Origin of the sequence: Curtobacterium sp. MCPF17_046 (assembly GCF_003224295.1) — a bacterium.
Taxonomy (GTDB): Bacteria; Actinomycetota; Actinomycetes; order Actinomycetales; family Microbacteriaceae; genus Curtobacterium.
Map to the genome: position 1 here is coordinate 321,836 of NZ_QKLB01000001.1, position 23,058 is coordinate 344,893.

19 protein-coding genes and 4 tRNA genes are annotated in these 23,058 nt (G+C 71.2%); 11 read left to right on the plus strand and 12 right to left on the minus strand.

What is annotated here, in order from left to right; genetic code table 11:
* The first annotated feature begins 4 nt into the window (after positions 1–4).
* The 4 genes from DEJ32_RS01520 (at position 5) to csrA (ending at position 4,519) form a co-directional block, all read left to right on the plus strand.
* Positions 5–1,204, plus strand: coding sequence for a flagellar biosynthesis protein FlhB (locus DEJ32_RS01520; protein ID WP_110900094.1), 1,200 nt, complete (start codon positions 5–7; stop codon positions 1,202–1,204).
* Positions 1,201–3,255, plus strand: coding sequence for a flagellar biosynthesis protein FlhA (locus DEJ32_RS01525; protein WP_110900095.1), 2,055 nt, complete (start codon positions 1,201–1,203; stop codon positions 3,253–3,255). Before DEJ32_RS01520 ends, DEJ32_RS01525 begins: the two co-directional genes overlap by 4 nt.
* Positions 3,230–4,207, plus strand: coding sequence for a hypothetical protein (locus DEJ32_RS01530; RefSeq protein WP_110900096.1), 978 nt, complete (start codon positions 3,230–3,232; stop codon positions 4,205–4,207). Before DEJ32_RS01525 ends, DEJ32_RS01530 begins: the two co-directional genes overlap by 26 nt.
* Before the next feature lie 63 nt (positions 4,208–4,270).
* Complete coding sequence (gene csrA, locus DEJ32_RS01535; RefSeq protein WP_110824893.1) at positions 4,271–4,519, plus strand: carbon storage regulator CsrA; 249 nt, start codon at positions 4,271–4,273, stop codon at positions 4,517–4,519.
* Positions 4,520–4,623: 104 nt separating this feature from the next.
* Here csrA and DEJ32_RS01540 read toward each other — a convergent pair whose 3' ends face one another.
* The 6 genes from DEJ32_RS01540 to DEJ32_RS01565 form a co-directional block, all read right to left on the minus strand.
* Entirely contained in the window at positions 4,624–6,759 is a 2,136-nt protein-coding gene (locus tag DEJ32_RS01540) for an acyl-CoA dehydrogenase (RefSeq protein WP_110900097.1), read from the minus strand.
* A gap of 345 nt (positions 6,760–7,104) precedes the next feature.
* A complete protein-coding gene (locus DEJ32_RS01545; RefSeq protein ID WP_146234052.1) occupies positions 7,105–7,443 on the minus strand; it encodes a hypothetical protein in 339 nt (112 codons plus the stop codon).
* Positions 7,444–7,511: 68 nt separating this feature from the next.
* Positions 7,512–10,877, minus strand: coding sequence for an ATP-binding protein (locus tag DEJ32_RS01550; protein ID WP_110824896.1), 3,366 nt, complete (start codon positions 10,875–10,877; stop codon positions 7,512–7,514).
* The gene (locus tag DEJ32_RS01555; protein WP_110900099.1) at positions 10,874–11,689 is read right to left on the minus strand and encodes a DUF4194 domain-containing protein; all 816 of its coding nucleotides are present in this window, start codon (positions 11,687–11,689) and stop codon (positions 10,874–10,876) included. Before DEJ32_RS01555 ends, DEJ32_RS01550 begins: the two co-directional genes overlap by 4 nt.
* Positions 11,686–13,206: a DUF3375 family protein gene (locus tag DEJ32_RS01560; protein ID WP_110889783.1), complete on the minus strand. Its 1,521-nt coding sequence runs from the start codon at positions 13,204–13,206 to the stop codon at positions 11,686–11,688. Before DEJ32_RS01560 ends, DEJ32_RS01555 begins: the two co-directional genes overlap by 4 nt.
* Positions 13,207–13,320: 114 nt before the next feature.
* A tRNA-Val gene (locus DEJ32_RS01565) sits at positions 13,321–13,393 on the minus strand.
* A gap of 248 nt (positions 13,394–13,641) precedes the next feature.
* Between DEJ32_RS01565 and DEJ32_RS01570 the strand changes: the two genes are divergently transcribed.
* From DEJ32_RS01570 to DEJ32_RS01590, 5 genes are all read left to right on the plus strand, one after another.
* Positions 13,642–13,713: transfer RNA gene (locus tag DEJ32_RS01570), tRNA-Gly, on the plus strand.
* An 86-nt stretch (positions 13,714–13,799) separates the two neighbouring features.
* A tRNA-Cys gene (locus DEJ32_RS01575) sits at positions 13,800–13,873 on the plus strand.
* Positions 13,874–13,896: 23 nt separating this feature from the next.
* Positions 13,897–13,971: transfer RNA gene (locus DEJ32_RS01580), tRNA-Val, on the plus strand.
* A gap of 229 nt (positions 13,972–14,200) precedes the next feature.
* Positions 14,201–14,521, plus strand: coding sequence for a hypothetical protein (locus DEJ32_RS01585; protein WP_146234053.1), 321 nt, complete (start codon positions 14,201–14,203; stop codon positions 14,519–14,521).
* Positions 14,522–14,550: 29 nt separating this feature from the next.
* A complete protein-coding gene (locus DEJ32_RS01590) occupies positions 14,551–15,012 on the plus strand; it encodes a hypothetical protein (protein WP_110900101.1) in 462 nt (153 codons plus the stop codon).
* Between the two features lie 1,081 nt (positions 15,013–16,093).
* Here DEJ32_RS01590 and DEJ32_RS15950 read toward each other — a convergent pair.
* From DEJ32_RS15950 to DEJ32_RS01615, 4 genes are all read right to left on the minus strand, one after another.
* On the minus strand, positions 16,094–16,399 hold the full coding sequence (locus DEJ32_RS15950; protein ID WP_181420551.1) for a hypothetical protein: 306 nt from the start codon (positions 16,397–16,399) through the stop codon (positions 16,094–16,096).
* Positions 16,400–16,796: 397 nt separating this feature from the next.
* The gene (locus DEJ32_RS01605; protein WP_110900103.1) at positions 16,797–17,327 is read right to left on the minus strand and encodes a hypothetical protein; all 531 of its coding nucleotides are present in this window, start codon (positions 17,325–17,327) and stop codon (positions 16,797–16,799) included.
* A gap of 517 nt (positions 17,328–17,844) precedes the next feature.
* On the minus strand, positions 17,845–18,756 hold the full coding sequence (locus DEJ32_RS01610) for a hypothetical protein (RefSeq protein WP_146234055.1): 912 nt from the start codon (positions 18,754–18,756) through the stop codon (positions 17,845–17,847).
* 43 nt (positions 18,757–18,799) lie between these two features.
* The gene (locus DEJ32_RS01615) at positions 18,800–19,546 is read right to left on the minus strand and encodes a hypothetical protein (protein ID WP_110900105.1); all 747 of its coding nucleotides are present in this window, start codon (positions 19,544–19,546) and stop codon (positions 18,800–18,802) included.
* A 170-nt stretch (positions 19,547–19,716) separates the two neighbouring features.
* Between DEJ32_RS01615 and DEJ32_RS01620 the strand changes: the two genes are divergently transcribed.
* Positions 19,717–19,932: a hypothetical protein gene (locus tag DEJ32_RS01620; protein WP_110900106.1), complete on the plus strand. Its 216-nt coding sequence runs from the start codon at positions 19,717–19,719 to the stop codon at positions 19,930–19,932.
* A gap of 123 nt (positions 19,933–20,055) precedes the next feature.
* Here the strand turns inward: DEJ32_RS01620 and DEJ32_RS01625 are convergent, their stop codons facing one another.
* A complete protein-coding gene (locus tag DEJ32_RS01625; protein WP_110900126.1) occupies positions 20,056–21,093 on the minus strand; it encodes an LLM class flavin-dependent oxidoreductase in 1,038 nt (345 codons plus the stop codon).
* Between the two features lie 275 nt (positions 21,094–21,368).
* Between DEJ32_RS01625 and DEJ32_RS16100 the strand changes: the two genes are divergently transcribed.
* Positions 21,369–21,509, plus strand: coding sequence for a hypothetical protein (locus DEJ32_RS16100; RefSeq protein ID WP_181420552.1), 141 nt, complete (start codon positions 21,369–21,371; stop codon positions 21,507–21,509).
* Positions 21,510–21,530: 21 nt separating this feature from the next.
* Here DEJ32_RS16100 and DEJ32_RS01630 read toward each other — a convergent pair whose 3' ends face one another.
* Positions 21,531–22,964 (minus strand): NAD(P)/FAD-dependent oxidoreductase, encoded by a 1,434-nt coding sequence (locus DEJ32_RS01630; protein ID WP_110900107.1) that lies wholly within the window; start codon positions 22,962–22,964, stop codon positions 21,531–21,533.
* Positions 22,965–23,058: the final 94 nt, after the last annotated feature.

Sequence of the window (23,058 nt, forward strand, 5' to 3'; positions counted from 1 at the left end):
CGGCATGTCGGACAGCGGAGAACGCTCCGAACAAGCGACCGCGAAGCGGATGCGCGAGGTGCGCCGGAAGGGGCAGCTCGGCCGGTCGCAGGACCTCAGCGCCTGGATCGGCATCGCCGCCGCCGCGCTGATGTTCCCCTCGCTCATCGGGCACGCGTCGGCCGCCGGACAGCAGCAGATGCGCGCCGTCGCGCTCGTCATCGCCGACCCCACCGTCGGCACCATGCGGCACGTGTTCGACGAGGCACTCGGCTCGATCGGCGCGACGCTCGGTCCGATGCTCGGGGTCGTCGCGGTCGCCGTGCTCGCCACCTCGGTCGCGCAGGGCGGGGTGCACGTCAAGAAGCTCACGCCGGAGCCCGACCACTTCGACCCCGTGGCCGGCCTCAAGCGGGTGTTCGGGACGCAGGCGCTGTGGAACGGCGTTAAGGCACTGCTGAAGACCGCGGTGGTCGGCCTCGTGCTCTGGTTCGCGGTGCAGGGACTCGTGCCCGTCCTCATGTCGAGCGGGTCCCTGCCGCTGACCAGTGTCCTCGAGGCGGCCGGTGCCGGCGCGGGCACCCTCCTGCAGGCCGCCGTCGCCGCCGGACTCGTGCTCGCCGCCCTCGACGTGTTCGTCGTCATCCGCCGGAACCGCAAGCGCACGATGATGACCAAGCGCGAGGTGAAGGACGAGAACAAGCAGGCCGAGGGCGACCCGCTCGTGAAGTCGCAGCGCCGGTCCCGACAGCTCGCCGCCAGCCGCAACCGGATGATCGCGGCCATCGGCACCGCCGACGTCGTGATGACGAACCCCACGCACTACGCCGTGGCGATCAAGTACGAGGCCGGCAAGTCGGCACCGAAGGTCGTCGCGAAGGGGGCCGGCCCGGTCGCCGACGCCATCCGGCAGAAGGCCGAGGAGGAGCGCGTGCCGATGGTGCGGGACGTCCCGCTCACCCGTGCGCTGCACGCGGCGTGCGAGCTCGGCCAGGAGATCCCGGTCGACCTCTACACCCCGGTCGCCCGCGTCCTGTCCTTCGTCATGACGCTCGCCGCGCACGGCGCCGCGAGCGGCACGCACACCCCGCCCCGCCCCACCACCCCGGAGGAGGTCGCCACCGTGCTCGACCCGACCACGCTCAGCGGCGACGTCCGCCCCCGCAAGCTCCGGACACCGCGTCCCGCCACCGACCACACTCCCGGAGAGGCCCTCCCCGCATGAAGCGCGCCGACCTGCCGAAGTTCGCCGTCCCGGTGCTCATCGTCGGCATCATCCTGCTGCTGATCCTGCCGGTGCCGCCGTTCCTGCTGGACGTCCTCATCATCTGCAACATCCTGCTGGCGCTGGTGATCCTGCTCACGACGCTCTTCGTGAAGAAGCCGCTCGACTTCTCGGTGTTCCCGTCGCTGCTGCTCGTCGCGACGCTGTTCCGGCTCGGGCTCAACGTCGCCTCGACACGACTCGTGCTCGCCCAGGGGTTCGCGGGCGACGTCATCCAGGCCTTCGGGCACGTCGCCGTCGCCGGCTCGGTCATCATCGGCGCGGTGATCTTCCTCATCCTCGTGGTGATCCAGTTCGTCGTCGTCACGAAGGGCGCCGAGCGCGTCGCCGAGGTCGGCGCCCGCTTCACCCTCGACGCCATGCCGGGCAAGCAGATGGCGATCGACGCGGACCTCAACGCCGGGCTCATCACGGACGTCCAGGCGAAGGAGCGCCGCGCGGCGGTGTCCGCCGAGGCCGACTTCTACGGCGCGATGGACGGTGCGTCGAAGTTCGTCAAGGGCGACGCGATCGCCGGCATCCTGATCCTCGTCATCAACCTGGTCGGCGGGATCGCCATCGGCATGCTGCAGAACGGCATGTCGATCACCGACGCGCTGTCGCACTACGGCATCCTCACCATCGGCGACGGCCTCGTGTCCCAGATCCCGGCGCTCCTCATGGCCGTGTCGACCGGCATGATCGTCACCCGCTCGGGCGCCGAGTCCGACATCGGCACGTCGGCGTCCGACCAGCTCTCGCAGTCCCGCACCGCGCTGATGATCGCCGGTGCGGCGGCGATCGCGATGGGGTTCATCCCCGGCATGCCGATCCTGCCCTTCCTGCTGATCGGCGCGGCCCTCCTCTTCACCGGGTGGCGGATCGGCCAGAACGCCAAGCGTGCCGCAGCGACGGCTGCCGAGCAGCAGGCCATCGCGGCCGCAGCACCCCCGAGCGACACCCCCGAGGACCTGCTCGAGCAGATGCGCGTGCACGCGCTGGAGATCCTCCTGGCGCCGGACCTCGTCGACATGGTCTCCGGCGCGTCCGACGACCTGCTCGGCCGGGTCCGGGCCCTCCGCCGGAAGATCGCCGTCGACATGGGCATCGTCGTGCCGCCGGTCCGCACCCGGGACAGCATCGACCTGCCGCCGTCGACCTACGCGATCCGCATCGCCGGCGTCGAGGCCGGCCGTGGCACCGCCCCCGCGCGGAGCGTGCTGGCGCTCGGCGAGCAGCTCGACGGACTGCCGGGCGACCCCACCGTCGAGCCGGTGTTCGGACTGGCCGGCAAGTGGGTGCCCGCGGAACTCCGGCACGCCGCCGAGATGACCGGCGCGACCGTGATCGACCGGGTCTCCGTGCTCGTCACGCACCTGCAGGCCGTGATCGGCGACAACGCCGCTCGTCTGCTCACCCGCGAGGACGTCAAGGTGCTCGCGGAGGGCGTCAAACAGGTGAACCCCGCTGCGGTCGAGGAACTCGTCCCCGGCATGCTCTCGATGGCCGAACTCCAGCGCGTGCTGCAGGGCCTGCTCGCCGAGCGCGTGCCGATCAACGACCTCGGGCGCATCTGCGAGGCGCTGACCCTCCGTGCGAAGGTCTCCACCGACCCGGAGGGTCTCGTCGAGTCCGCGCGGGCCGCGCTCGGTCCGGCCCTCGCCGCCCGCCACCTGGACGGCGCCGTGCTCCGTGTGATCATGATCGACCCGGTGCTCGAACAGGCGATGCTCGAGGGGCTCCGTCCCTCCGAGCAGGGGACCCAGATCCTCCTCGACGCGCACCGGATCGAGCAGGTGCTCGGTTCCGTGCGGGAATCGGTCCGCGCCGTCGAGGAGCAGGGGCTCTCCGCCGTCCTGGTCTGTGCCCCGCAACTCCGCCCGGCCGTGCACCGCATGGTGTCCGCGCAGGCCAACGGCCTGCCCGTGCTCTCGTACCAGGAGGCCACGGCAGCGGGGTCCACCATCGAGACCGTGGGAGTGGTCCGTGCCGCCGATCCGATCGCAGCGTAGCGGCGCCACGCTCGACGAGGTCCGTGCTGCGATCCTCGCCGAGTTCGGACCCGCGGCCCGCATCGTCGCCGCCGAGCGGGTGACGACCGGTGGGGTCGCCGGACTGTTCCGCCGGGCGCACGTCGAGGCGACGGTCGAGTTCCCGGACCCCCTCGACCCGCCGACGGCCCGCGTCACGATCGCCGCGTCACCCGCCAGGCGGATCGGCATCGCAGCGCTCCTCGCCGACGCCGAGGCGGCCGAGGCCCGGATCGCGGACACCGACGGGACCTCCACCACCCGGGCCGACGCCTTCGCCTCGGTGCTCGACGGCTTCGCGGCCGACGGACTGGCCCCGCCGCGCCGGGCCGTCGCCGGTCCCGTGCCGGCCGAGCCGGGCCTCCAGGACGTCCCGTCCGGGGCGGCGTCCGCCGCGCCCGGTGCGTCGACCACATCGGTCGCGTCCGCCGTGACGGGAGGCCCGGACGCGGACCCGAGGGCCGCGGACCCGTGGGCCGACCTGCGTCCCGAGCTGCCCGCCGCCGCGGCTCCCGCGCCCGTCCGGACCCCCGCACCCGCGGTCTGCTCGGCCGACGGCGACCTCGTGCTCCTCGTCGGTCGCGCGGCCGACGTCGACGCCGCCGCCGGGGTCTTCGCCAGCAGGCACGGTCTGCGGGCGACACCGGCGTCCGACCGACGCAGCGGGATCCTCGCGCGCGCCGACGCGGTGCGGGACGGCGTGGCGCTGCTCGCGGTCGCGGCGTGGACCGACGTGGCGACGACCACCTCGCTCGCACCCGACCAGGTCTGGGTCGTGATCGACGCCGGGCGCAAGCACGAGGACGCCCTCGCGATGCTCGCCGCGGTGGCGGACGCTCCGGTGCCGCTCGCCGGTGTGCTCGCCATCGGCACCGAGGAGACCGCGACCCCGGACACGGTGCACCTGCTTGGCCTGCCGGTCCGGACGCTCTGACCACCCGACGCACCGCACCGTGTCCCGGCCGGGGCGGCGACGTGGAGTCGGTAGGCTTGCCGGGTGCTGGTACTCACGCGCAAGGTCGGCGAGCGGATCCTCATCGGTGACGACATCGTCATCACGGTGCTCGACTCCCGCGGGGACGGCGTCCGCATCGGCATCGACGCGCCCCGCGGTGTGAAGATCCAGCGCGAAGAGGTCGTCCGTGCCGTGGCCGAGGCGAACGTCGCCGCCGCTGCCGGAGCCGACGACGACGCCGAGGCGAGGCTGCGCGCAGCGCTCGGCGCCCCCCGTCCGCCCGTCGGCTGACGGGCGACGGGGTCGGTCAGATCCTCCGGATCAAGCCCAGCGGCTCGACCTGCTCGGCATCGAGCCGAGCGGCTTGATCGGCGACCTCCGGCCGGGTCCGCCGATCAGGGGCGGGGCTTCTTCTCCTGCTCCGGCAGCCGTCCGGCGGCGCGCTCGGCCTCGTACCACGCGCGGGCCTCGTCCTGTCGTGCCTGCTCCGCACCGCTCGCGATGGGCGAGCGCACGTGCGACGGCTCGTACCCGAAGGACGCGATGAGCTGCGGCACCACCGGACGGAGTCGAGCGACCAGCCGGTCCACGTACGCCGACACGGCCCGGGCCCGCTGCGCCGAGATCCGCCCGTGCAGCAGGTGCCAGTCCAGGTGCTGCTCGACGAGCCCGAGCGCGAACAGGTCGCGGAGCCAGACGAGCACCGTGCGGGTGTCGCCCGGGGGGACGTCGTCGATCGCCTCGGTGAACGCCTCCCACTGCATGAGTTCCGCGTGCGCCTTCGACGCCTCGATCAACTCGTGCTGCGAGCGGTTCAGCAGCACGGCGGCGCGGGCGCGGTCCTTGCCGGCGGTGCGGAGGCGCATGCCGATCTCGGTGACCATCGTCTCGACCCGACCGACGAGCAGGGCGCGCTGCGTCTCCGGGTCCTGCAGGTCCGCGACCGAGGCCGCGAGGGACCCTCGGTCGGACACCGTCTGCCCGAGTCGGCGCAGACCGGTCGCGTCCGCCAGCTTCGACCCGACCTGCGCGGCGACGAACTTCGCCGTCGACGCCGCGTCGCGCGGCGCGGCCTTGCGGAAGTCGGTGAGCAGACGCTTGCCGACGAGCTGGAGGAGCACCGTGTTGTCGCCCTCGAACGTCACGTAGACGTCGAGGTCGGCACGGAGGCCCGTGATCCGGTTCTCGGCGAGGAAGCCCGCACCGCCGGTCGCCTCCCGGCACTCCTGCAGCGTGTCGAGGGCGGACCAGGTCGACATGGCCTTGAAGGCGGCGGCCTGCGTCTCGAGGTCCTCCCGGCGCTCCGGGGTGTCCTGCCGGCCGCTGAAGACGTCGTCGAACGTCTGCAGCAGCTTCTCGTGGGCGAACGACTGGGCGAACACCGTCGCCAGGCGGGGGATGAGCCGGCGCTGGTGGCGGCCGTAGTCGAGCAGGACCCCCTCCTGGCCGTCGCCGGTCGGGAACTGACGGCGCTCCATGGCGTAGGTCAGGGCGATCTGCAGCCCGATCTTCTGCGCCACGACCGCGGCGCCGTCGAGGGAGACACGTCCCTGCACCAGGGTGCCGAGCATCGTGAAGAAGCGGCGCCCGGGAGAGTCGATCGGGGAGGAGTACGTGCCGTCCTCGGCGACGTCGCCGTAGCGGTTGAGCAGGTTCGTCCGCGGGACCCGGACGTGGTCGAACCAGAGCCGGCCGTTGTCGATCCCGTTCAGACCGCCCTTGACGCCGTCGTCCTCGCCGCCGACGCCGGGCAGGAAGGCACCCGCGTCGTCGCGCAGCGGGACGTAGAAGGCGTGCACGCCGTGGTCGACGCCCCTGGTGACGAGCTTGGCGAACACGACGGCGGCCTTGCCGTGCAGGGCGGCGTTGCCGATGTAGTCCTTCCACGCACCGCGGAACGGCGTGTGCACGACGAACTCCTGCGTCTCCGGGTCGTAGGTCGCGCTCGTGGCGATGTTCTGGACGTCCGAACCGTGCCCGGTCTCGGTCATCGCGAAGCACCCGGGCACGTCGAACTCGATGATGCCGGGCAGGAACTCGCGGTGGTTGCGCTCGGTGCCGAGATGGTGCACCGCGGAGCCGAACAACCCCCACTGCACCCCGGCCTTGATCTGCAGCGACGGGTCCGCGACGGTGAGCTCCTCGAACGCCGCCAGGTTCCCGCCGTGGTTGTCCTGGCCGCCGAACTCCGGCGGGTACGGACGCTGGATCGCGCCGGCGTCGACGAGGATCCGCAGCTGCTCGAGCGTGCGCGCACGGTGCTCGGCGAGGGGCTGCCCCTCGATCTTGTGCAGCGCGGGGTCGCGGACGAGACGGCGGGAGATGCGGCGGTCCTCGGCCCAGCGGCCCAGCAGGTGCTCGGCGAGCAGGTCGACGTCGATGCGGACGTCGGTGTCGGTGCCGCCCGCGGGCGTCCCGGCTGCGGTGTCCCCGGTCGCGTCGGCCTTCGGCGCGCTGACCCCACCGGTGCTGGTGCGGATCGTGCTGCCGGCGGTGGTGCTGCTGGTGCGGCTCGGTGCGGTGTCGACCATCGGGTGCCTCCTGGACTGCGCGGTTCCGGACCGCGCCACTGCCACGGCGGTCCGACCCCACCAGCGTAGGCACCCGTGTTGCACATGACATGACCGCCGTGCCGCCCCACAAACACCACCCGGCGTCGCCTCGTCCCGATGGTGGGAACCCTCCAATGCCCGGCGTCCGGCGTCCGGTAGCCTTGACGCAGCCACACCGGCCCCGGACCACGAGGAGTCACCCCATGCTCGAGCTCATCGCAGGCATCATCATCGGCATCGGCGTCATCGGTGGTGTGGGCACCTGCATGGCGGCCGCCGCGATGATGAAGGCCGGCTCCGAAGAGTACTGATCCTGCTGACCGGTCAGGACGCTCCGGCGTCCACCGGCTCGGTCACCGGGTCCATCGGGACCGGGACCAACTGACGACTCTGGACGGTCGCGCGCTCGAAGGGGCCGCGGCCGTCCGTCGTGTAGGCGGGCTCGTCGAACTCGACGACCCACGCCACCCGGACCCCTGCGCCCGCGTACCCGGCGAGCTGGGCGCCGCCCGGCGCGACGATGAGCCCGATCGGCTCGTCCGCCCACTGCTCGCCGCGGTCCGACGGCACGACCCGCACGACGGCCCCGATGCCGAGCACAGGCAGGTCCGGCACGCCGGACGCGTCAGGGGCAGCGGGGCGGGGGTCACGACGTCCGAACACGCGACGACCCTACCGCCGCGTGCCCCGGAGGAGCCCGCCAGACCTCCGCCGACCCCGCCGGACCTCGGTCAGGCCCGACGGATCTCGGTCACGGACGAGTACCCGGTGTCCGGGTGCTTCCGCATCGAGAGCAGGCGCTCCATGGACGGCTCGAGCGCCGTGACCTTGTCGAGCGGCGCGCTGACGACGAGCTGGAAGCCGAGCCGGAGCCATGCCGTCACCGCACGACCGGCGAACTCCGAGTCCGCCTTGATGAACGCCTCGTCGAGGAACACCGGGGCGAACCGGGGCCGGGGCCGGGTCTCGTCACCGAGCTGGTACCGCAGGGCCGCGCCCACGATGAACGCGACGAGCTCCTGCGTCTCACCGCCGGACTTGTCGCCGAGGGACGAGTACACGCCCAGGTCGTTGCCCTCGACGTCGTAGCGCACCGCGGTGATCTCCATGTGCCGCCGGACGTCGAGCACGGCGTCGCGCTGCGTCGTCCGGCCTCGGGGTGCTTCCGGGTCACGCCGGATGACGCCCATGAACCGCCGCAGTCGCCGGAAGCGGGTCTCGAGCACGTCGTCGGTCAGTTCGGCGTCGACCGATGCCGACAGCGCGCGGAGCTCCTTGCGGAACTGCGTCACGTCCTCGCGGGTGACGCGGCGGATGACGATCTTCAGCCGGTCGCGGTTCGCCCCGAACGGCAGGTCGCGGAGGATCTCGTTCACGGGTTCGAGCCGCTCCTCGATCTCCACGACGGCGCGGTCGAACGCGCCGGAGAGCGGGACGAGGTCCTCGCCGCTCCACTGTGACAGCCGACGGCGCCACTCGCTCCGCCGGGCGTGGAGGCCCGTGGCGACGATCTGGTCGAGGATCGCGCGGTAGTCCGGGTACGAGGCCACCCCGGTCCCCAGGTTCGGGTCCGGCCAGGCGTCCTGGTACCGCTCGAACGTCGTGGTGAGCGCCACCGACGCCGTCGCGGCGCCGTCGAGCGCCTGTGCGAGTCGCTCCTCGAGGCGACGGCGGAGACGTCTGGTCGCGTCGTCGAACCCGTCCACCCCGTCGGGGGCGCCGACCTCGTCGAACGCCTCGGCGAGCAGGCGTTCCTGCTGTTCGTCCGGCAGCCGGTCCGGTGCGTCGGCGAACCGTTCGAGGATCTCGGCGGCCGCGTCCTGACCGTCCACGAGCACGGCGTGCCGTTCCTCCAGGCGCTTCACGCCGAGCCGCGCGGCGGACCGTCGGTCGGCGGCCTCGTCGAGCGCGGCGCGCAGGCGGGCGACGGACTCGCGGAGCGTCCGCAGTCCGTCGTCGGCGGCGAGCAGCGCGTGGCGCTCCTCCTCGAGGCGGGCGAGGGCGGCGTCGGCACCGGCGACGTCGACGGCGTCCCACGTGACGTCGACGCGGTGCTGGTGCGCTGCCCGGAGCACGTCGAGTGCGGCGAGGTCCTGCGCGACGTCGGTGCGCCGGGCCTCCAGGGCGGTCAGGTCCGCCGCGATCTCGGCGAGCTCGGTCTCCACGGCACGGACCCGCGACTCGTTCGTGAACCCGATGACGTTCGCCTGGCGTCGGTCGCCGTGTGCACCGCGACGGCCGTCGCGGAGCTGGCCGGACACGGTCACCCGACGGCCGCCGCCGCCGAGCTCGGCGGCGTCGGCGACGCAGCGGGCGTCGATCCGGTCGGACTCGATGCGCTCCCGCACCCACGTGCTGAACGGCGAGGCCTTGATCGCGAGCTTCCCGGACACCATGGCGCGGTCGCCGGGCAGGTCCAGGTGCGGGCCGAGCGGCACGCCCTCGAACTGCACACGCACGGGCAGACGGAGGCCGTCGATGGCGGCGCTGAAGTCGTCCAGCCGGTCCTCGTCGACGAGCAGGGTCCGGGCGACCGGGGCGAGCACGGACTCGATGGCGGTGCGCCACTGCTCCTCGGCCGGCAGCACGTCGAGGAGCTCGGCGACGAACGGCACGTCCGCCGGGTCGAGTCCGGCGGCCCGGGCCATCGCGACCCGCGCCTCGTGCATCGGCAGCGGCATGGCGCCCTGGCGGTGCTCGAGCGACCGGCGCTCCTGGCGCAGGGTCCGTTCACGGTCGAGGAGCGGGTACTCCTCACGGGTCAGGGCGTCACGCCGGGCGTCGAGCTCGTCACGTCGTGCGGCGTAGGTGCCGAGGAACTCGTGGCTCGCCCGCTGCGCCTCGGTGAACGCCGACTCGGTGGTGACCGGTTCGTCGAGGGGTGCGGTGCGCTCGTCGAACACCTCGCGGGAGCGGGCGACGGCGGCACGCTCGCGGGTCCCGCGGTCGATGCGGTCCTCGAGCTGTGCGAGTGCGTTGCCGCCGGAGTCCCGGAGCCGCGCCTCGGCGTCGCGGAGCTCGACCTCCACGGCGGCGTGCCGGGCGGACGCCGCCTCGACCTCGGCGCGTGTGGCGGTCCGCTCGCGGGCGTTCCGCTCGACCTCGAGGTCGAGCAGTTCGCGCTTCCGCGACGCCGTCCAGTGCGCGAACGGCGAGACGTCGGCGCCGGTGGCGATGCCGTCGAGCGCTGCGGCCGCGGCCCGGGACCGCTCGATCTCGTCGTGCAGGTCGGTGATGGGGGAGAGGATGCGGACCTTGCGCTCCTCGGTGTCCATCGCCTCGTAGGCCTCGTCGAGCGCCGCGAAGTGGGCGAGGGCACGGTCGGCTGCCTCGTAGGTGCCGGGCGTCTCGAGCACCAGGGACTTGTAGAGCGCGTCGACGGTCGGCATGTGCTGCCCGGCCTGGATCCGGGCGAGGAGACGCATCGCCCGGTTGCCGCCACCGGAGTCACCGATGCCCAGGCGCGTCTGCAGCGTGTACGCGAGCTCCTGGTACGTGTCGCGGATGACGAGCCCCGGGATCCGCCCGGTGAGTTCCAGGTGCGCGAACCGGGAGGGCACGAAGTCCTCGAGCCGCCGCAGGTCGAACACGTCGTCGACCGTCGCCATGGTCATCTGGATGTCCGCCACGCCCCGGGCACGACGCGGCACGATGTACGCGCGAAGGACCGTGAAGCGGCGCTCGTCGTCGTTCCGGAACGTGACCGCGACCGCGCCCCACGTGGTCTGCTCCTCGCCGCGCAGGGTGACGTCCTGCAGCGCACCCGTCTCCGGGTCGCGGCGGGTGTCGACCTTCCCGCGCAGGTACGTCAGCAGGTTGCGCTGGTCGGCGCTGCGGGCGCGTCCCGTCGTCGCGTCGTTCGAGGCACCGTTGAACGGCACGTCGGACGGCATCATCACCGCCAGGTATGCGTCCATGAGCGTCGACTTGCCGGTCCCGGACGCGCCGGAGATGAGCGTCGCCGTGCCGGACAGTTCGACGTGACGGTGGCCCTGGAAGCCGCCCCAGTTGACGACCTGCATGGACTCGGCCCGCCACTGGGCGACGGTGTCGAACAGCGCGGGGATCCCGGTGGTGTCGACGTCGACGGTGCTCACGCGCGGTCCTCCTCGTTGTCGTCGGCGTCCGTGCGGGCGTCGGTCTCGACGTCGCCGTCGCCGGTGACGTCCGCCCCCGTCGGACCGGCCGGGAGGCTCGTCCCGGCCCCGTCGGTCGGCTCACCGCCGCCGGTGGCCGCGGTCCGCAGCCAGGTGTCGAGCTCGACGAGACGCTCCAGCGGGAGCAACACCTCGACGACGCTCGCGACCCGGAAGCGGTCCGGGTCGGTGGTCTTCAACAACACCCGAGCCGTGACCAGGCGCTCGATGGCCTTGGCGACGCGGGCCTCGTCACGGGTGCGGTCGGTCGCGGTCGCGGGGCGGAAGCCGGACACGTGCCCGAGGATCTCGGACCGGTCGACGACGACCTGGTCGGGCCCAGGACGGGCGTCGGCGCGCAGACGCATCCGCAGGTAGACGAGGACGATCGTCTCCTCGCGCGTGTACGGGGCGTCGCGGAGCAGGGTCGGGAAGCCACGACGGGTGCTCTCCGATCGGGCCTGCCGCTTGAAGGCCACCTCGCGGTCGCGGTCGACGTGGAGTTCGAGGAACAGGTCGTTGAGGCGGGAGCGGAGCTGGTGCTCCGCGTCGAGGACCGCACGCCACTCGTCGACGTGCGTCCGGGCGCTCACGTACGGGTGCCGGAGCAGCGCGACCAGGGCCCGACGCTGCGGTTCGTCGAGTCGGCCCTCGTCACCCTCGAAGAGGGCGAACGTGCTCTCGTCGCGCTCGGCGAGCTCGTCGACGAACACGCCGGAGGCGTCCTCGAACGCGACCTCGTCGTCGACGGGTGCTGGTGTCGTGTCGGTCACCGTGCCTCCTGGCCGGGTTCGTCGTCGGGGTGTGCCGTCCGGCCCTGATGGGGCAGCGCGGCGGTCGGCATGTGGAAGGTGACCGGTCCGCCGTCCGGCCGGACCGTGCGGTGCGGTGCGGTCTCGGTGCCGGCCTCGAAGTCGTCGTGTCCGGTGAGCAGGTGCGCGAGCCCGAAGAGCTCGACGGGACGACGCTGGTCGGGTGGCAGCTCGTGGAACGCCTCGACGCTCGATCCGGCGGTGGAGGCGTCGAGGACCGACCGGAGTTCGGCGAGGAGCGGGCCGCCGTGTCGACGCAGCGACTCGACGTCGATCTCCTCGAAGACGTCGTCGTCCGGCTCCTCGATCGGCGGCGGCACCGACTCGGCGTCCGGGTCGTAGAACTTCTCACGCAGCGTGCCGACGGCGGCGGACGGGGGCAGCAGGCCGAGCGGGACGCGGTCCCGGGCGGAGCTGACGTCCATCCACGCCGCCAGGCCGCGGTTCACCGAGCGGAGCACCGCGTCGAGTTCGCGGTCCCGCACCACGTCGTGGGCGACGATCTGGTCACGGAGCGTCGCGGTGAGCATCCGACGCTGGGCGAGGACGTCCTCGATGCCCTGCCGGAGGATGCCGACCGTGCCGCGGAAGGTCCGGCGCTCGGTCGGACTGAGCGAGGCGGCGAACGGGTGCTCGAGGATCGTGGTGATGTCGTCGCGGAGCCGCAGGAGCAGGGCGTCGTCACGGAGGAGCTCGAACGCGCCCTGGAACGCCCGGCCCTCCGGCGTCGACTCCATCAGGTTGTCCGTGCGCGCGAGGTAGTCGTCGAGGATCTCGCCGATCGGGCGGACCTCCTGCCGGAAGTCCTCGACGATCTCGCGGTGCATGGTCGCCACCGCCTCCTCGACCCGCTTGAAGTCGCTCGGCAGCTGCCGGATGAGGTCGGTGATGTTCGCGTAGCCGTCACGCATCCGGTCCTCGTCGACCGTGACGACCTCGTCGCCGCGGGCGAGACGGTCACGCTCGGCCTGGAGTTCGGCGATCTGCGCGTCCAGGCGTCGCACCTGGGCGTCCCGGTCCGGTTCGGCCCGGTCTGCCCAGCGGTGCACGGCGTCGACGATCATCGCGAGACGGCTCTCGCTGATGAGGGCCCGCTCGGCGGACAGGGCGTCGATCAGGCTGAGCGCCTCGAGGGCGTGGCTCGTCAGGCTGTACTGCTCGTCGCCGTCCGAGGAGTTCGAGCGCACCAGCCACTGTGCGGCCACCCACTCGCGGCAGAGGGACCGACCGTTGGGCCGGGACACCTCGCCCTCGGGGGAGTCGCTCGCCGGCACCCGCGCACCGGTCGCCTGCAGGCGCGCGACGTGCTCCTCGACCTGCAGGTGCATCCGCTCGGCAGGGACGTACTGCACGTCACGGTCGAACACCGTGCGGAAGACCGAGACCACGGCCGCGCTCGTCGGACGCGACATCAGTCGGAGCGTCGGCCGGTCGAGCACCTGCCTGACCCTGGCGAACTCGAGGTCGACGTCGGTCATGGTGCCCCTGGTGGTCGGACGGGTCGCGGGATGCGAAGAGGTCGTGGGATGCGAAGAGCCCGACGCGGTTGCGTCGGGCTCTTCGGGGTGTTCTTCCGGCCCTGGACGGGCACGTGGGCGATACCAGACTCGAACTGATGACCTCTTCGGTGTGAACGAAGCGCGCTACCAACTGCGCCAATCGCCCCCTGCACTTGCGTGCGGATCGATAGTAGCGGATGTCGGGCTGTGCTCCGAACACGCGTCGCCGGTCGCGCGCGTCGCTCACGGCCAGACCGGCCGGGAGGCCCGTGGAGACCCCGCCGATCCGCATCGCTCCGGGGGACACGCCCGGTTGACGGAACCGGTTTTGGAGAAACAGCGTGATCTGGGTACAGTTTACGAGTCGCCGCGAGAGCGGGTCGGACAACACCGGTGTGACTCAGGTCAGACCATGCGGATGTGGCGCAGTGGTAGCGCATCACCTTGCCAAGGTGAGGGTCGCGAGTTCGAATCTCGTCATCCGCTCGAGGTGCCTGTCTTCTCCGGAAGACAGCAACTCTCCAGAAGAGGTATCCCACCGATCGGGTACTACGCCAGACGTGGACCTTGATGGTGGGGTGGCCGAGAGGCGAGGCAGCGGCCTGCAAAGCCGTCCACGCGGGTTCGAATCCCGTCCCCACCTCCAGTCCGCTCCGGCGGAACTCATCTGGGCGATTGGCGCAGCGGTAGCGCGCTTCCCTGACACGGAAGAGGTCACTGGTTCGATCCCAGTATCGCCCACCAGAACGAAAGCCCCCGGGAGACCGGGGGCTTTCGTCGTTCTCGGCAGCCGGCGTCTGCTCGGCCCTCGCTACGTTTCTGGCACTTCGTGGACCCGGCCCGAGTCGCCCCGTACAGCCAGCGATGGCGGACTGGGCCACCGCGGGACAGAACCTGCTCGACGAGCAAACGTCCGTCGCCGGGCCCGGAGGACAGCCACGCCGTCGTTGCATGGATGGGAGTTCGGAACGTCTTGCTCCAGGAGCTCGGGCAGGGAGATCCTCTCGCCGGAATCGGTCGTGGATTGAGTGATGGCCACAAGCAGGACCCGACCGAGCCGAGCTTCGGGGCAACCACCTTCCGAGCTGACGGGACCGGAGAACTCGAGCGCGTCGCGTCCCACAACGTGCACGCCGGAGACTCGGGATACCTCGATGGTGGCACCGAGTCTCTCCGGAATGTCGCCCTCGCGACGACGGGCCAGCAGGACAGAAAGACCCCTTATGTCCCGAAGGGCCTCACGCCGTACGAGCGGATGGTCCTCTTCCCGTTCGGAGAGTGGTTCGACAGATGATCGAAGTGGGAGTACGAGCACGATCGACGATGGGCTTCGTCGTCGCGGTGCTCGCGGTGACGGTACTCGTGGAATGCACACAAGGAGGTCCTGCCACGACCGCGGACGATGCGAAGCGGACCATCGTGGACGTTGTCGACAAGTCGGCGGCCGCTCTCGGCGGTGACTGGAAGGTCAGGAGCGGCCCCGCCGTCGGAGTCTGCTCGAAGACAGGCGGTGGCCGCGGTGCGGCCTACACGTACGTAGTCGACCGGCTCGACACCGGCGAACCGGCGTCGGACAGCGCCATGATGGAGGACCACTGGAAGCGGGAGGGGATCACGACCGAGCGGTACGAGAGCGGCGGAGAGGAACCCCTCCTCGGGGTCGACGGCACCAGCGACGAGGTCTACTCGGTCTCGTTCCTCGCCAATCCGAAGCGGTACAGCATCACCGGGGTGTCGGTGTGCTTCGACGGGGACGCCGCTGAGATGCAGGGCAACGGAGAGTGACGGGCGGTTACGTCGTGCCCACGTCGACTCCGCTCCGGCGGAACTCATCTGGCCGATCGGCGCAGCGGTAGCGCGCTTTCCTGACACAGAAGAGGTCACTGGTTCGGTCCCAGTATCGCCCACCAGGACGAAAGTCGAACGTGCTCACTTGTCGGCGCGGCTCGCGCTGTGCCGGTCGCCATCTGCACGACCGCGAGGTGGATGCCGACCGACCCGGACGACCTGGTTGGCGGACCGCGGTTGTGACGGTCCGCCAGCTGCCGGCCTCTGGCATGCTCGATCGAGGGGGAGACACCGTGTCGGGGAACACTGTCGAGGGGCGCGCTGCACGGCGCTGCCGCACCATCGGGCGACTCATCCTCGTGGCGGTCATCTTCGTCATCATCGCTCTCGCCTTCCGCGCCTGCCAGGGCGACCGGCCGTACGTTGCCTCGCGAGGTGAAGCGGTGCAGCAGGACGACCGCACCATCGCAGCCGTGAACGCGTTCATGGAAGCGAACGGCGGGTTGTCGCAGTGGAAGGACCACTACGACGAGGGTGCGTCCCGGCCGGAGCCGTTCGGTGAGCTCACCGGGTACTCCGTCTGCTCCAACCGGACATCGCCGGATTCACCACCGCTGACGTCGGCGAACGGCAGGAGGTGGACCTCACCAGCACCTCGAAGGTCACCCCGCGGGAAGTGCTCGAGAACGCTGATCGAGTGTGGGCGAAGTACGAGATCACACGCCGCGGCGCGACCGCGGTCAGAGCTCGTGGACGCAGGTCACCTACGACGGCGGCCGCACGGGGCCGACGTTCTACGTCAGCTACTTCGGCGACGACCCGACACGAAAGTCAACATGATCATCCGCGCCGCTTCTGTGTGCCGCGACTTTCCCGGAAGTGACCGCTTGTCGGAACTCGTGATGGAACCATCTGCCGAGCATCGTTGTGCGCAGCGGGTAGCGCTCTTGTCCGAGGGGCAGGTGTCCCGTCCATGCCGTGGTTCCGAAGTGCAGCCTGTGGCAGCAGCGTTCGCCGGCTGAAGGACGAACCGGTGCCCACCCCGAAGAGTGAGCAGCCGGTTCGGCGTGTCGCGGTTTCAGTCGTGGACGTACTCGTACGTCGGTTCGGGGCGCTCCCGGTCGCCGACCCAGAAGCCGAGCGTCTTCCCGCTGCGGACGCCACTCATGACGAGGGTGTCCCCGTCGAAGAAGAAGATCTCGATCGGGTTGTTCTCGACGAGCTTCCACGTGCCGGAGAAGGCCACCGGATAGCTGCCCTGACACTCGTCAGGGTTGCTGGCAGGCAGATCGTGCGTGCAGGCGACGCTCTGCGGGACGCCTTCCGCGGTGAAGGTGTGGTCGCTTCGCAGGTCGATGGTGCTGTCCCAGTCCGCTGTCGTCATCCTCCAGGACCCGACAGGGTCCGCCATCGGCTCGAAGAACGATGACGAGCAGCCCGTCGCCGTCAGCAGTGTCGCCGCGGCGACCGCTGTCGCGACCACCCACCTGTTCCGCATCGCGTCCCCTTGCCCGTTTCGAAGGTGAGCCTACGTGTTGCCGGGGTCGGTGGCTGGCCTTGCGAGGACCGCTGTCACGTAGCGAGATCGTGGGGAGGCGTTCCTCGACGCGGTCCCATCGGTGAGTACCGAGAACGAACGTGGACGGCTCACTCCCCGAGTCGCACCACAAGCGGGAGCTGCTGGAACTGTGCTCGGCGGAGCTCGCAGACGGTGGCCGTCGGCGTCGTGCTGTCTCGGCTCATGCGGGCCCTGTGCCGGGCGCCGCATGACGGGCGGGCTGCTACCCGGGCAGCCCGGCGGCTTCGCAGTCAGCCCACTGCTCCGGCCGGCGTTCAGCGAGCCACGCGGTGAACTCCTGGTACCCGCGGTACCCGGTGAAGACCATGAACAGCTTCTTCCGCCGTTCGTTCCAGCCGGTGAGGCTGTAGAACGTCGGCCCTCCGTTGGACTGCGATCCGAATCTGAGGACGGCGATGTCGTCCGCGTCGACGCGACGGAACTTCCCGAGGCCGACACGCACATCCAGGTGCTGGTCGTACCCATGAACCCGGGAGCCGTCGAGCGCTGCTGCGAGCAGCAGGCACAACAGCCCACCACCACCGAAGAAGAACAGGAAGAACCCCAAGCTCGTCCACCCGTCAGGCTTCCCGGACAGGACGTCGGAGAGCCCACCGATGACACCGGTGGCGATGAGTCCCCACCCCATGACGTGCCACATCAATACCTGCCACCGCGGACGCCGTGCGACGAACAACGGCTTCGCCGCAGTCTTCGTCGCTGTGCCACCCCACGTGTTGATGTCGTCGCTCATCGTTTCCCCCTCCAGCCGACGACGGTACCGGACAACACGGCTACTCGTGCCGATGCGCCCGAACGGTCAGTGGCCGACTGGTCCGACGTACTCGACTCCGGGGAGGAGGGCCTCCACCCATGTTCCCGGCTGACGGATGACGTGCGCGTTCCTCAACGCGTACGTGTCCGGTTCCGCTTCGTCGCGGCGCACCAGGACCGCCGACGGCGGAACAGTCGGTCCCGGGCGGCAACAGCGGTGCGGTGGACCTCCGCGGTGGATGGTGCGCGAACACGGCGAACCTGGTGGTCGTCGAAGTGGGCCTGCACCGGCCCGCTGAGCGCGTACAGCGGGACCCGGTCCGGGGCTCTCCACCTGTGCCACGGGGGAGCTCGAGGCGTCGGCTCCGCGCACAGAGGAACAGCGGCCGATGGAACGCGAGCAACACCATTGGGATCGTCAGGACGGACGAGTACGGCATCAACGCCGCGTTCGCACTCGCACCCGAGGTGCCGTTCCGATGGCCATCGACTCGGACTCAGCCGACCCCGTCGACGCTGTAGATCGTCGGTGCCGGCACGAAGCGGAGCCACGGGGTGTGCGTTCGGAACCAGAACGAGCCGCCGCCGACCGTGAAGACGTGCGGGCCCTCCGTCCGGTTCAGCGTGCGGGCGACGGCGTCCTGATTCTCGGAGTCGACGCCGCGGGACAGTGTCAGCGGACCGCATTCGGACGTGTCGATTGCGACAGCCGGGTGGGACGAGCCGATGCCTCTCGTCGAGCGGTTCGACACCGTCACGGCTTCAGCCGCGGTGATGGTGCACGTCACCTGCTGTTTGTGTGCGTCGTCGTAGGCGACAGCGACCCACAAGCCGGGGCACATCAGCAGCGAGACGATGAAGAAGCCGACGATGAGCACCATGGTGAACAGGCGGTACACCGGCCGAGGTCGTGTCTGGACGGTGAGCTTGCTGAAGAAGTCGGAGAACTCCGCCCACGGCTCGGCCGCGTTCTGTTCCAACCATCCGACGAGCACGTCGTGGTGACGGTGGTACCGGTCCGTCGTGAATCCGCGCCCGCGAGCGGTCACACCACTGATGACGGTGTTGCCCTTCCCCGAGGCGCGGAAGTGGACGAGCTCACCGGGCCTGATGACCTGCGTCCGGAAGATCCCACGGGTCACTTCGAGCCGGTCCGGGAACACCCGCACCCCGGCGAACAGCGCGCTGACAGACGACACGAGCGCCAACGTGCCGACGAGGAGCAGCATCCCGCTCGTCCACACACGGGTGAACACAGCTGCCCCGAACACGTCGCGGCTCCACGCCAGCCAGAGCCCCGTCGCGAACACGCCTGCAGAGAGGGCCGTCCACGCGATCGGCGTGATCATGCTCCCGCGGACCGTCACCGGGCGCTCACCACGCACCACACTCGTTGCTTCCCCCGTCACGAGTCGACCGTACCGAAGCGCACCGACCGCCGAGCGCCATCGGTCAGTCCTCCGGCAGCGTGCGGACCCAGTGTTCGAACGTCACGGCGTCCTCGTCGACGATCACTGCGGCCGGGCGGGAATCGTCCTTCTCGTCGATGAGCACGAGGGTGTCATCTGGCAGACCAGCTGTCGCCTCGCCGATGACGGAATCGGGCGCTGCGACGCCGACCCGGGTGAGGAACGTCAGCCGCTCTCCCGGGATGGACTCCACCGTGTCCGTCTCCTTGTCGAAGAAACCCGCGAGTTCGGAGACACGGAAGCGGGTGGCGCCGTCCCGGGTGGTGATGGTGACTGCGGGCACGGTGCGGCGTCCGAACGTGTGGGTGGTGGGCTCTGCGGTGACATCGGACCCTGACCACGGCTTCGCTGCCGCCAGCGGCACCTTGTCCACCTTCGACGGCTTGGTCTTCCGGGGGAACGCAGCCGTCACCGCGAGGCCGCCGGCAATGACGGCCAGGAACCACGCCGGGCCGGAGACGACCTTCGTCCAGAGCAGGACCCAGAAGACGACGAGCCATCCGGCCCAGGTCAGGTTCGACAGCCACTTGGAGTCTTGCCGCTCGCCGAGGAACCACAACCCGGATCCGTACGCGAGCCCGGCCGCCGTCGGCAACCAGAACGCCACTGGATCGCTGCTCAGCACCGGCCGGTGCAGGACGGCCGAGGTGATGACTGCGACGACGGCGATGGTCCCGAGGAGGTACCGGTTGGCGCGGCGGTCTCGTTCCCGGGCGGTGAGTGTGGCCATCGGTGGTCCCCCTGTGCTTCGTGGCGTGCTCGTCGGGCGGCAGATGCGGCACGACGTCCGGAATCCCGCTCGATGCTGCCCAGTCAAGCAGAGCTCGGGGTTCGCTTCCGGCCCGCTCGCCGCATCGGACCCGCCGACGGTACCGCTCCTCCACCGCATACCCTGCGTACATGACCGCTCGACGCCCCATCACCATCACCGGTGCCGTCTTCGCCGCCATCGGTGGAATCATCTCCGGCACGGGCTGGGCCATCCTCGTGATCTCGGCGGCGGTCGGTGGCAGTTTCCCGTTCGGCGCGGCCTTCCTGGCGTTCGGCGGGGTGCCCTTCCTCCTCGTCGGCGTGACGCTGCTCCTCGTCGCCGCGTTCACCAGGCCACTGCCCTGAGGTGGCACCGTCCTCCTCGTAGGGCGTCGCGCTCGTTCAGCGGTCTGTGGCTGCGCTCCCGTCAGCGGCCTTGCTGTGTGGTCGCCGTTGCGCGATGAGCCCCTCGACTCGTGGTGCTCGACGTCATGGTGCCGCCAGACCGCTGTCGTGCGGCGCCCACCCGAGTTCCGGCCCGAGTCGCTCGGCGATGTCCGAGACGATCTGCGCGTACTCGTCGGGTTCGAACGAGAACGGCAGTGCGAACGCGACCTCGGTGGCGACCTGGTACCCCGCGTCGGCGCGCAGCCGGTCCGCGATCTCGACCGACGAGCCGACGAGGTCCGCGGCGAACAACAGTCCCGCCGGACCCGTCGGGACACCGACACGGCCGGCGCGGCGTTCGGCGTAGGCCCGGTACCGCGCCTCCTGCTCCCGGGTGGCCGTGTCCGTCGGGATCACCACGAGGCCCTGGGAGACGCGCGCGGTGCTCGGGTCGGGGTGTGCGTCGAGGTAGGCGTCGACCTGGGCGCGCTGGTTCGCGGCGAAGTCGGTCCCGATCTCACTCCGCGTGACGCTCGAGGTGAGCAGGTGGAACCCGTTGCGGGCCGCCCAGACCGCGGACGCCGTGCTGCCCGTGCCGTACCAGAGCCGGTCGACGAGCCCCGGACTGTGCGGCTGGACTCCGGTGGCGAACTCCTCGAACCCGCGCCGCTCGGCGACGGGGACGACCGCGTCGCCGCGCACCAGGTCCCGGAAGCGCAGGAGCCGGGCGTTGCCGAGGTCCTCGTGCTCGGCGGTGTCCGGGTAGATCGCCTCGCGGTAGAGGTCGAAGTTCATCGGGGTCCCGACGGAGAAGCCCGGGTTGAGTCGTCCGCCGAGGAGCACGTCCACGGTGGCGAGGTCCTCGGCGAGACGGAACGGGTTCTCCGCGCCGATCGGGGTGACGGCCGTCCCGAGCGCGATGCAGCTGGTGCGCTGCGACGCGGCCGCCATCACCGCGACGGGGGAGGAGACGCCGTGCTGCAGGTGCCGGTGCCGGAGCCACGCGCTGTCGAGGCCGAGCGCCTCGGCGCGTTCGATGACGCGGAGCGTGTCCTCGTGACCGGCAGCGGGGCGGGCCGGGTCGAAGGTCCCGATGGTCAGGAAGCCGAGGCGTGCGAGGGGTCGTCCGTCAGTGGGCATGCTCTGATCGTCCCAGACGGGTGCCATCGCGGCATCCGCTGGGTTCTCCACCGTGCCCCGAACGGTTCCGCCCCGTCTCCTCGGGCTCCTCTGCGCCGTCCTCGTCAGCGCCACGGTCGCGACGGTGGCGGTCCTGCCGAACGGGACCGCACCCGACGCCACGCCCGCAGCCGCCCGTGCCGCCGCTCCGGTGTCGTACACGTTCGCCGACGACAGCGTCACACAGGCGTCGAACGCCTGGTCGTGGACGGGGATGGGTGGACCCGTCCTCGTCCGTGCGCCGCATCGACAACGGCTGGGTCGCCGGCACCGGGAAGGGCGACGGCGTGCACCCGAGCGTCGCGACGGCGAAGCGGTACCTCGGACCGCGCAGGCCGCTCGCGATCACGCAGGCGGTCGTCGGCGTGGAGCCGTAGGGCCCGTCTGACGCCCCCGTGTCAGACCGGGGTCGACTTCAGCAGCCGGTTCACCGCGATCATCGCGCCGCCCACCACGGCGGGGACACCGCCGCCGGGGTGCACCGACGCGCCGACGCGCCACAGCCACGGCCGCCAGGGGTCGTTGTACGAGGGACGGTGGAAGGGCCCGCTGAGCCACGGCGGACGCGCCGCGCCGTAGAGCGCGCCGTGGGGTTCGCCGCCGCCGCCGTAGTACTGCGGGTCGAGCACCGTCTGCTCGTCGATGAGGTCGGTGATCGGCCGGTCGAGCCCCATCGCACGTGAGACGCGGTCGACCTCGCGCCGCACGAACGGGTGCTCGGCCGTGTAGTGACCGCCGTCGGCGGGGGCGGTGAGCAGGATGCCGACGGTGCTGCGCGGGTTCGGGTAGACCTCGCCCGCGCGGTACTGGTTGACGAACACCATGGTGTCCGCTGGCTCGTCGCCCGCCTCGAGGCTGCGGTGGAGCGCGGCGGGCTTCGTCGGCAGCACCACGCTGTGCGTGGCGAGGTCCGCCGGCAGTTCCTCCCGCAGCACGCCGTACAGGGCGATGGCCGAGCAGGAGAGGGCGCGGGGGCGCAGACGGGGGAGCGTGGGGACCCGCGACGGACCCATCAGCGTGGTGAGCCGATCGGCGTCCAGGGCGCTGACGACGAGGTCGGCGGGGTGACGACCCACATCGGTCGTGACCGATCCGCGCTCGATGCGGGTGACGGCCTCGCCGGTGCGGACGTCGACCCCGGCCGCCTCGGCCAGCCGACCCAGCGCGAGCACGATCTCGTAGACGCCACCGCGCGGCACCCATGCCCCGGTCTCCGCCATGATCGCCGGCATGCTCGCGTAGAGGGCCGGCGTGCGTGCGGGCGACACGCCGGCGTTGAGGGTGTGGATCGCGATCACCTCGCGCAGCCCGTCGGGCAGCCAGGGGAGGCCGTCGAGGTACGCGCGCGTGGTGAGGCGGGAGCCGTAGACGGCCAACAGCCTCCGGAGAGCGGGGAGGGCGGCTCGGTCGAGGGGGTCGGCGAGCAGCAACTCGGTCACGTCGTCCGCGAGGGGTGCGTGCAGGTCGGAGAACCGTCGCCAGGCGGCGTACCAGGGGTGACCGCGGGCCACCGGCAGGGAGGTCTCGTCGTCGTTGTAGAAGTAGCGGCCCACCTCCGGCATCCGCACCAGGTCGAGGTGCCCGTCGTCGCGGGCGCGGTCGGCGGCGGGTCCGCCGTCGCCGAGCCGTCGCAGCAGCTCGTCCCACACCGCCGGGAACGTCATCAACGACGGCCCCGTGTCGATGCGGTCCTCGCCCAGCTGGATCCGTCGGCTCTTGCCGCCGAGCTCGGTGGAGGCCTCGAGCAGGGTGACGCGGTGGCCGGCGTGCGCGAGGAGCGCGGCGGCGGTGAGGCCGCCGATCCCGCCGCCGACGACGACGATGCGGCTCACGAGGCACCTCCCAGCACGATCCAGACCATGAGCAGTACGCCGGCGAACGACCCGGCGATGTACGGGAAGGCGACCGACAGACGGTAGAGGCGGT

Excerpts from the sequence above, each read along its gene's own strand:
- DEJ32_RS01605 (WP_110900103.1), bottom strand. The coding sequence starts at position 17,327 with ATGAGCGACGACATCAACACGTGGGGTGGCACAGCGACGAAGACTGCG.
- DEJ32_RS01560 (WP_110889783.1), bottom strand. The coding sequence starts at position 13,206 with ATGACCGACGTCGACCTCGAGTTCGCCAGGGTCAGGCAGGTGCTCGAC.
- DEJ32_RS01520 (WP_110900094.1), top strand. The coding sequence starts at position 5 with ATGTCGGACAGCGGAGAACGCTCCGAACAAGCGACCGCGAAGCGGATG.
- DEJ32_RS01525 (WP_110900095.1), top strand. The coding sequence starts at position 1,201 with ATGAAGCGCGCCGACCTGCCGAAGTTCGCCGTCCCGGTGCTCATCGTC.
- DEJ32_RS01590 (WP_110900101.1), top strand. The coding sequence starts at position 14,551 with ATGGGCTTCGTCGTCGCGGTGCTCGCGGTGACGGTACTCGTGGAATGC.
- DEJ32_RS01625 (WP_110900126.1), bottom strand. The coding sequence starts at position 21,093 with ATGCCCACTGACGGACGACCCCTCGCACGCCTCGGCTTCCTGACCATC.
- DEJ32_RS01615 (WP_110900105.1), bottom strand. The coding sequence starts at position 19,546 with ATGGCCACACTCACCGCCCGGGAACGAGACCGCCGCGCCAACCGGTAC.
- DEJ32_RS15950 (WP_181420551.1), bottom strand. The coding sequence starts at position 16,399 with ATGACGACAGCGGACTGGGACAGCACCATCGACCTGCGAAGCGACCAC.
- DEJ32_RS01540 (WP_110900097.1), bottom strand. The coding sequence starts at position 6,759 with ATGGTCGACACCGCACCGAGCCGCACCAGCAGCACCACCGCCGGCAGC.
- DEJ32_RS01620 (WP_110900106.1), top strand. The coding sequence starts at position 19,717 with ATGACCGCTCGACGCCCCATCACCATCACCGGTGCCGTCTTCGCCGCC.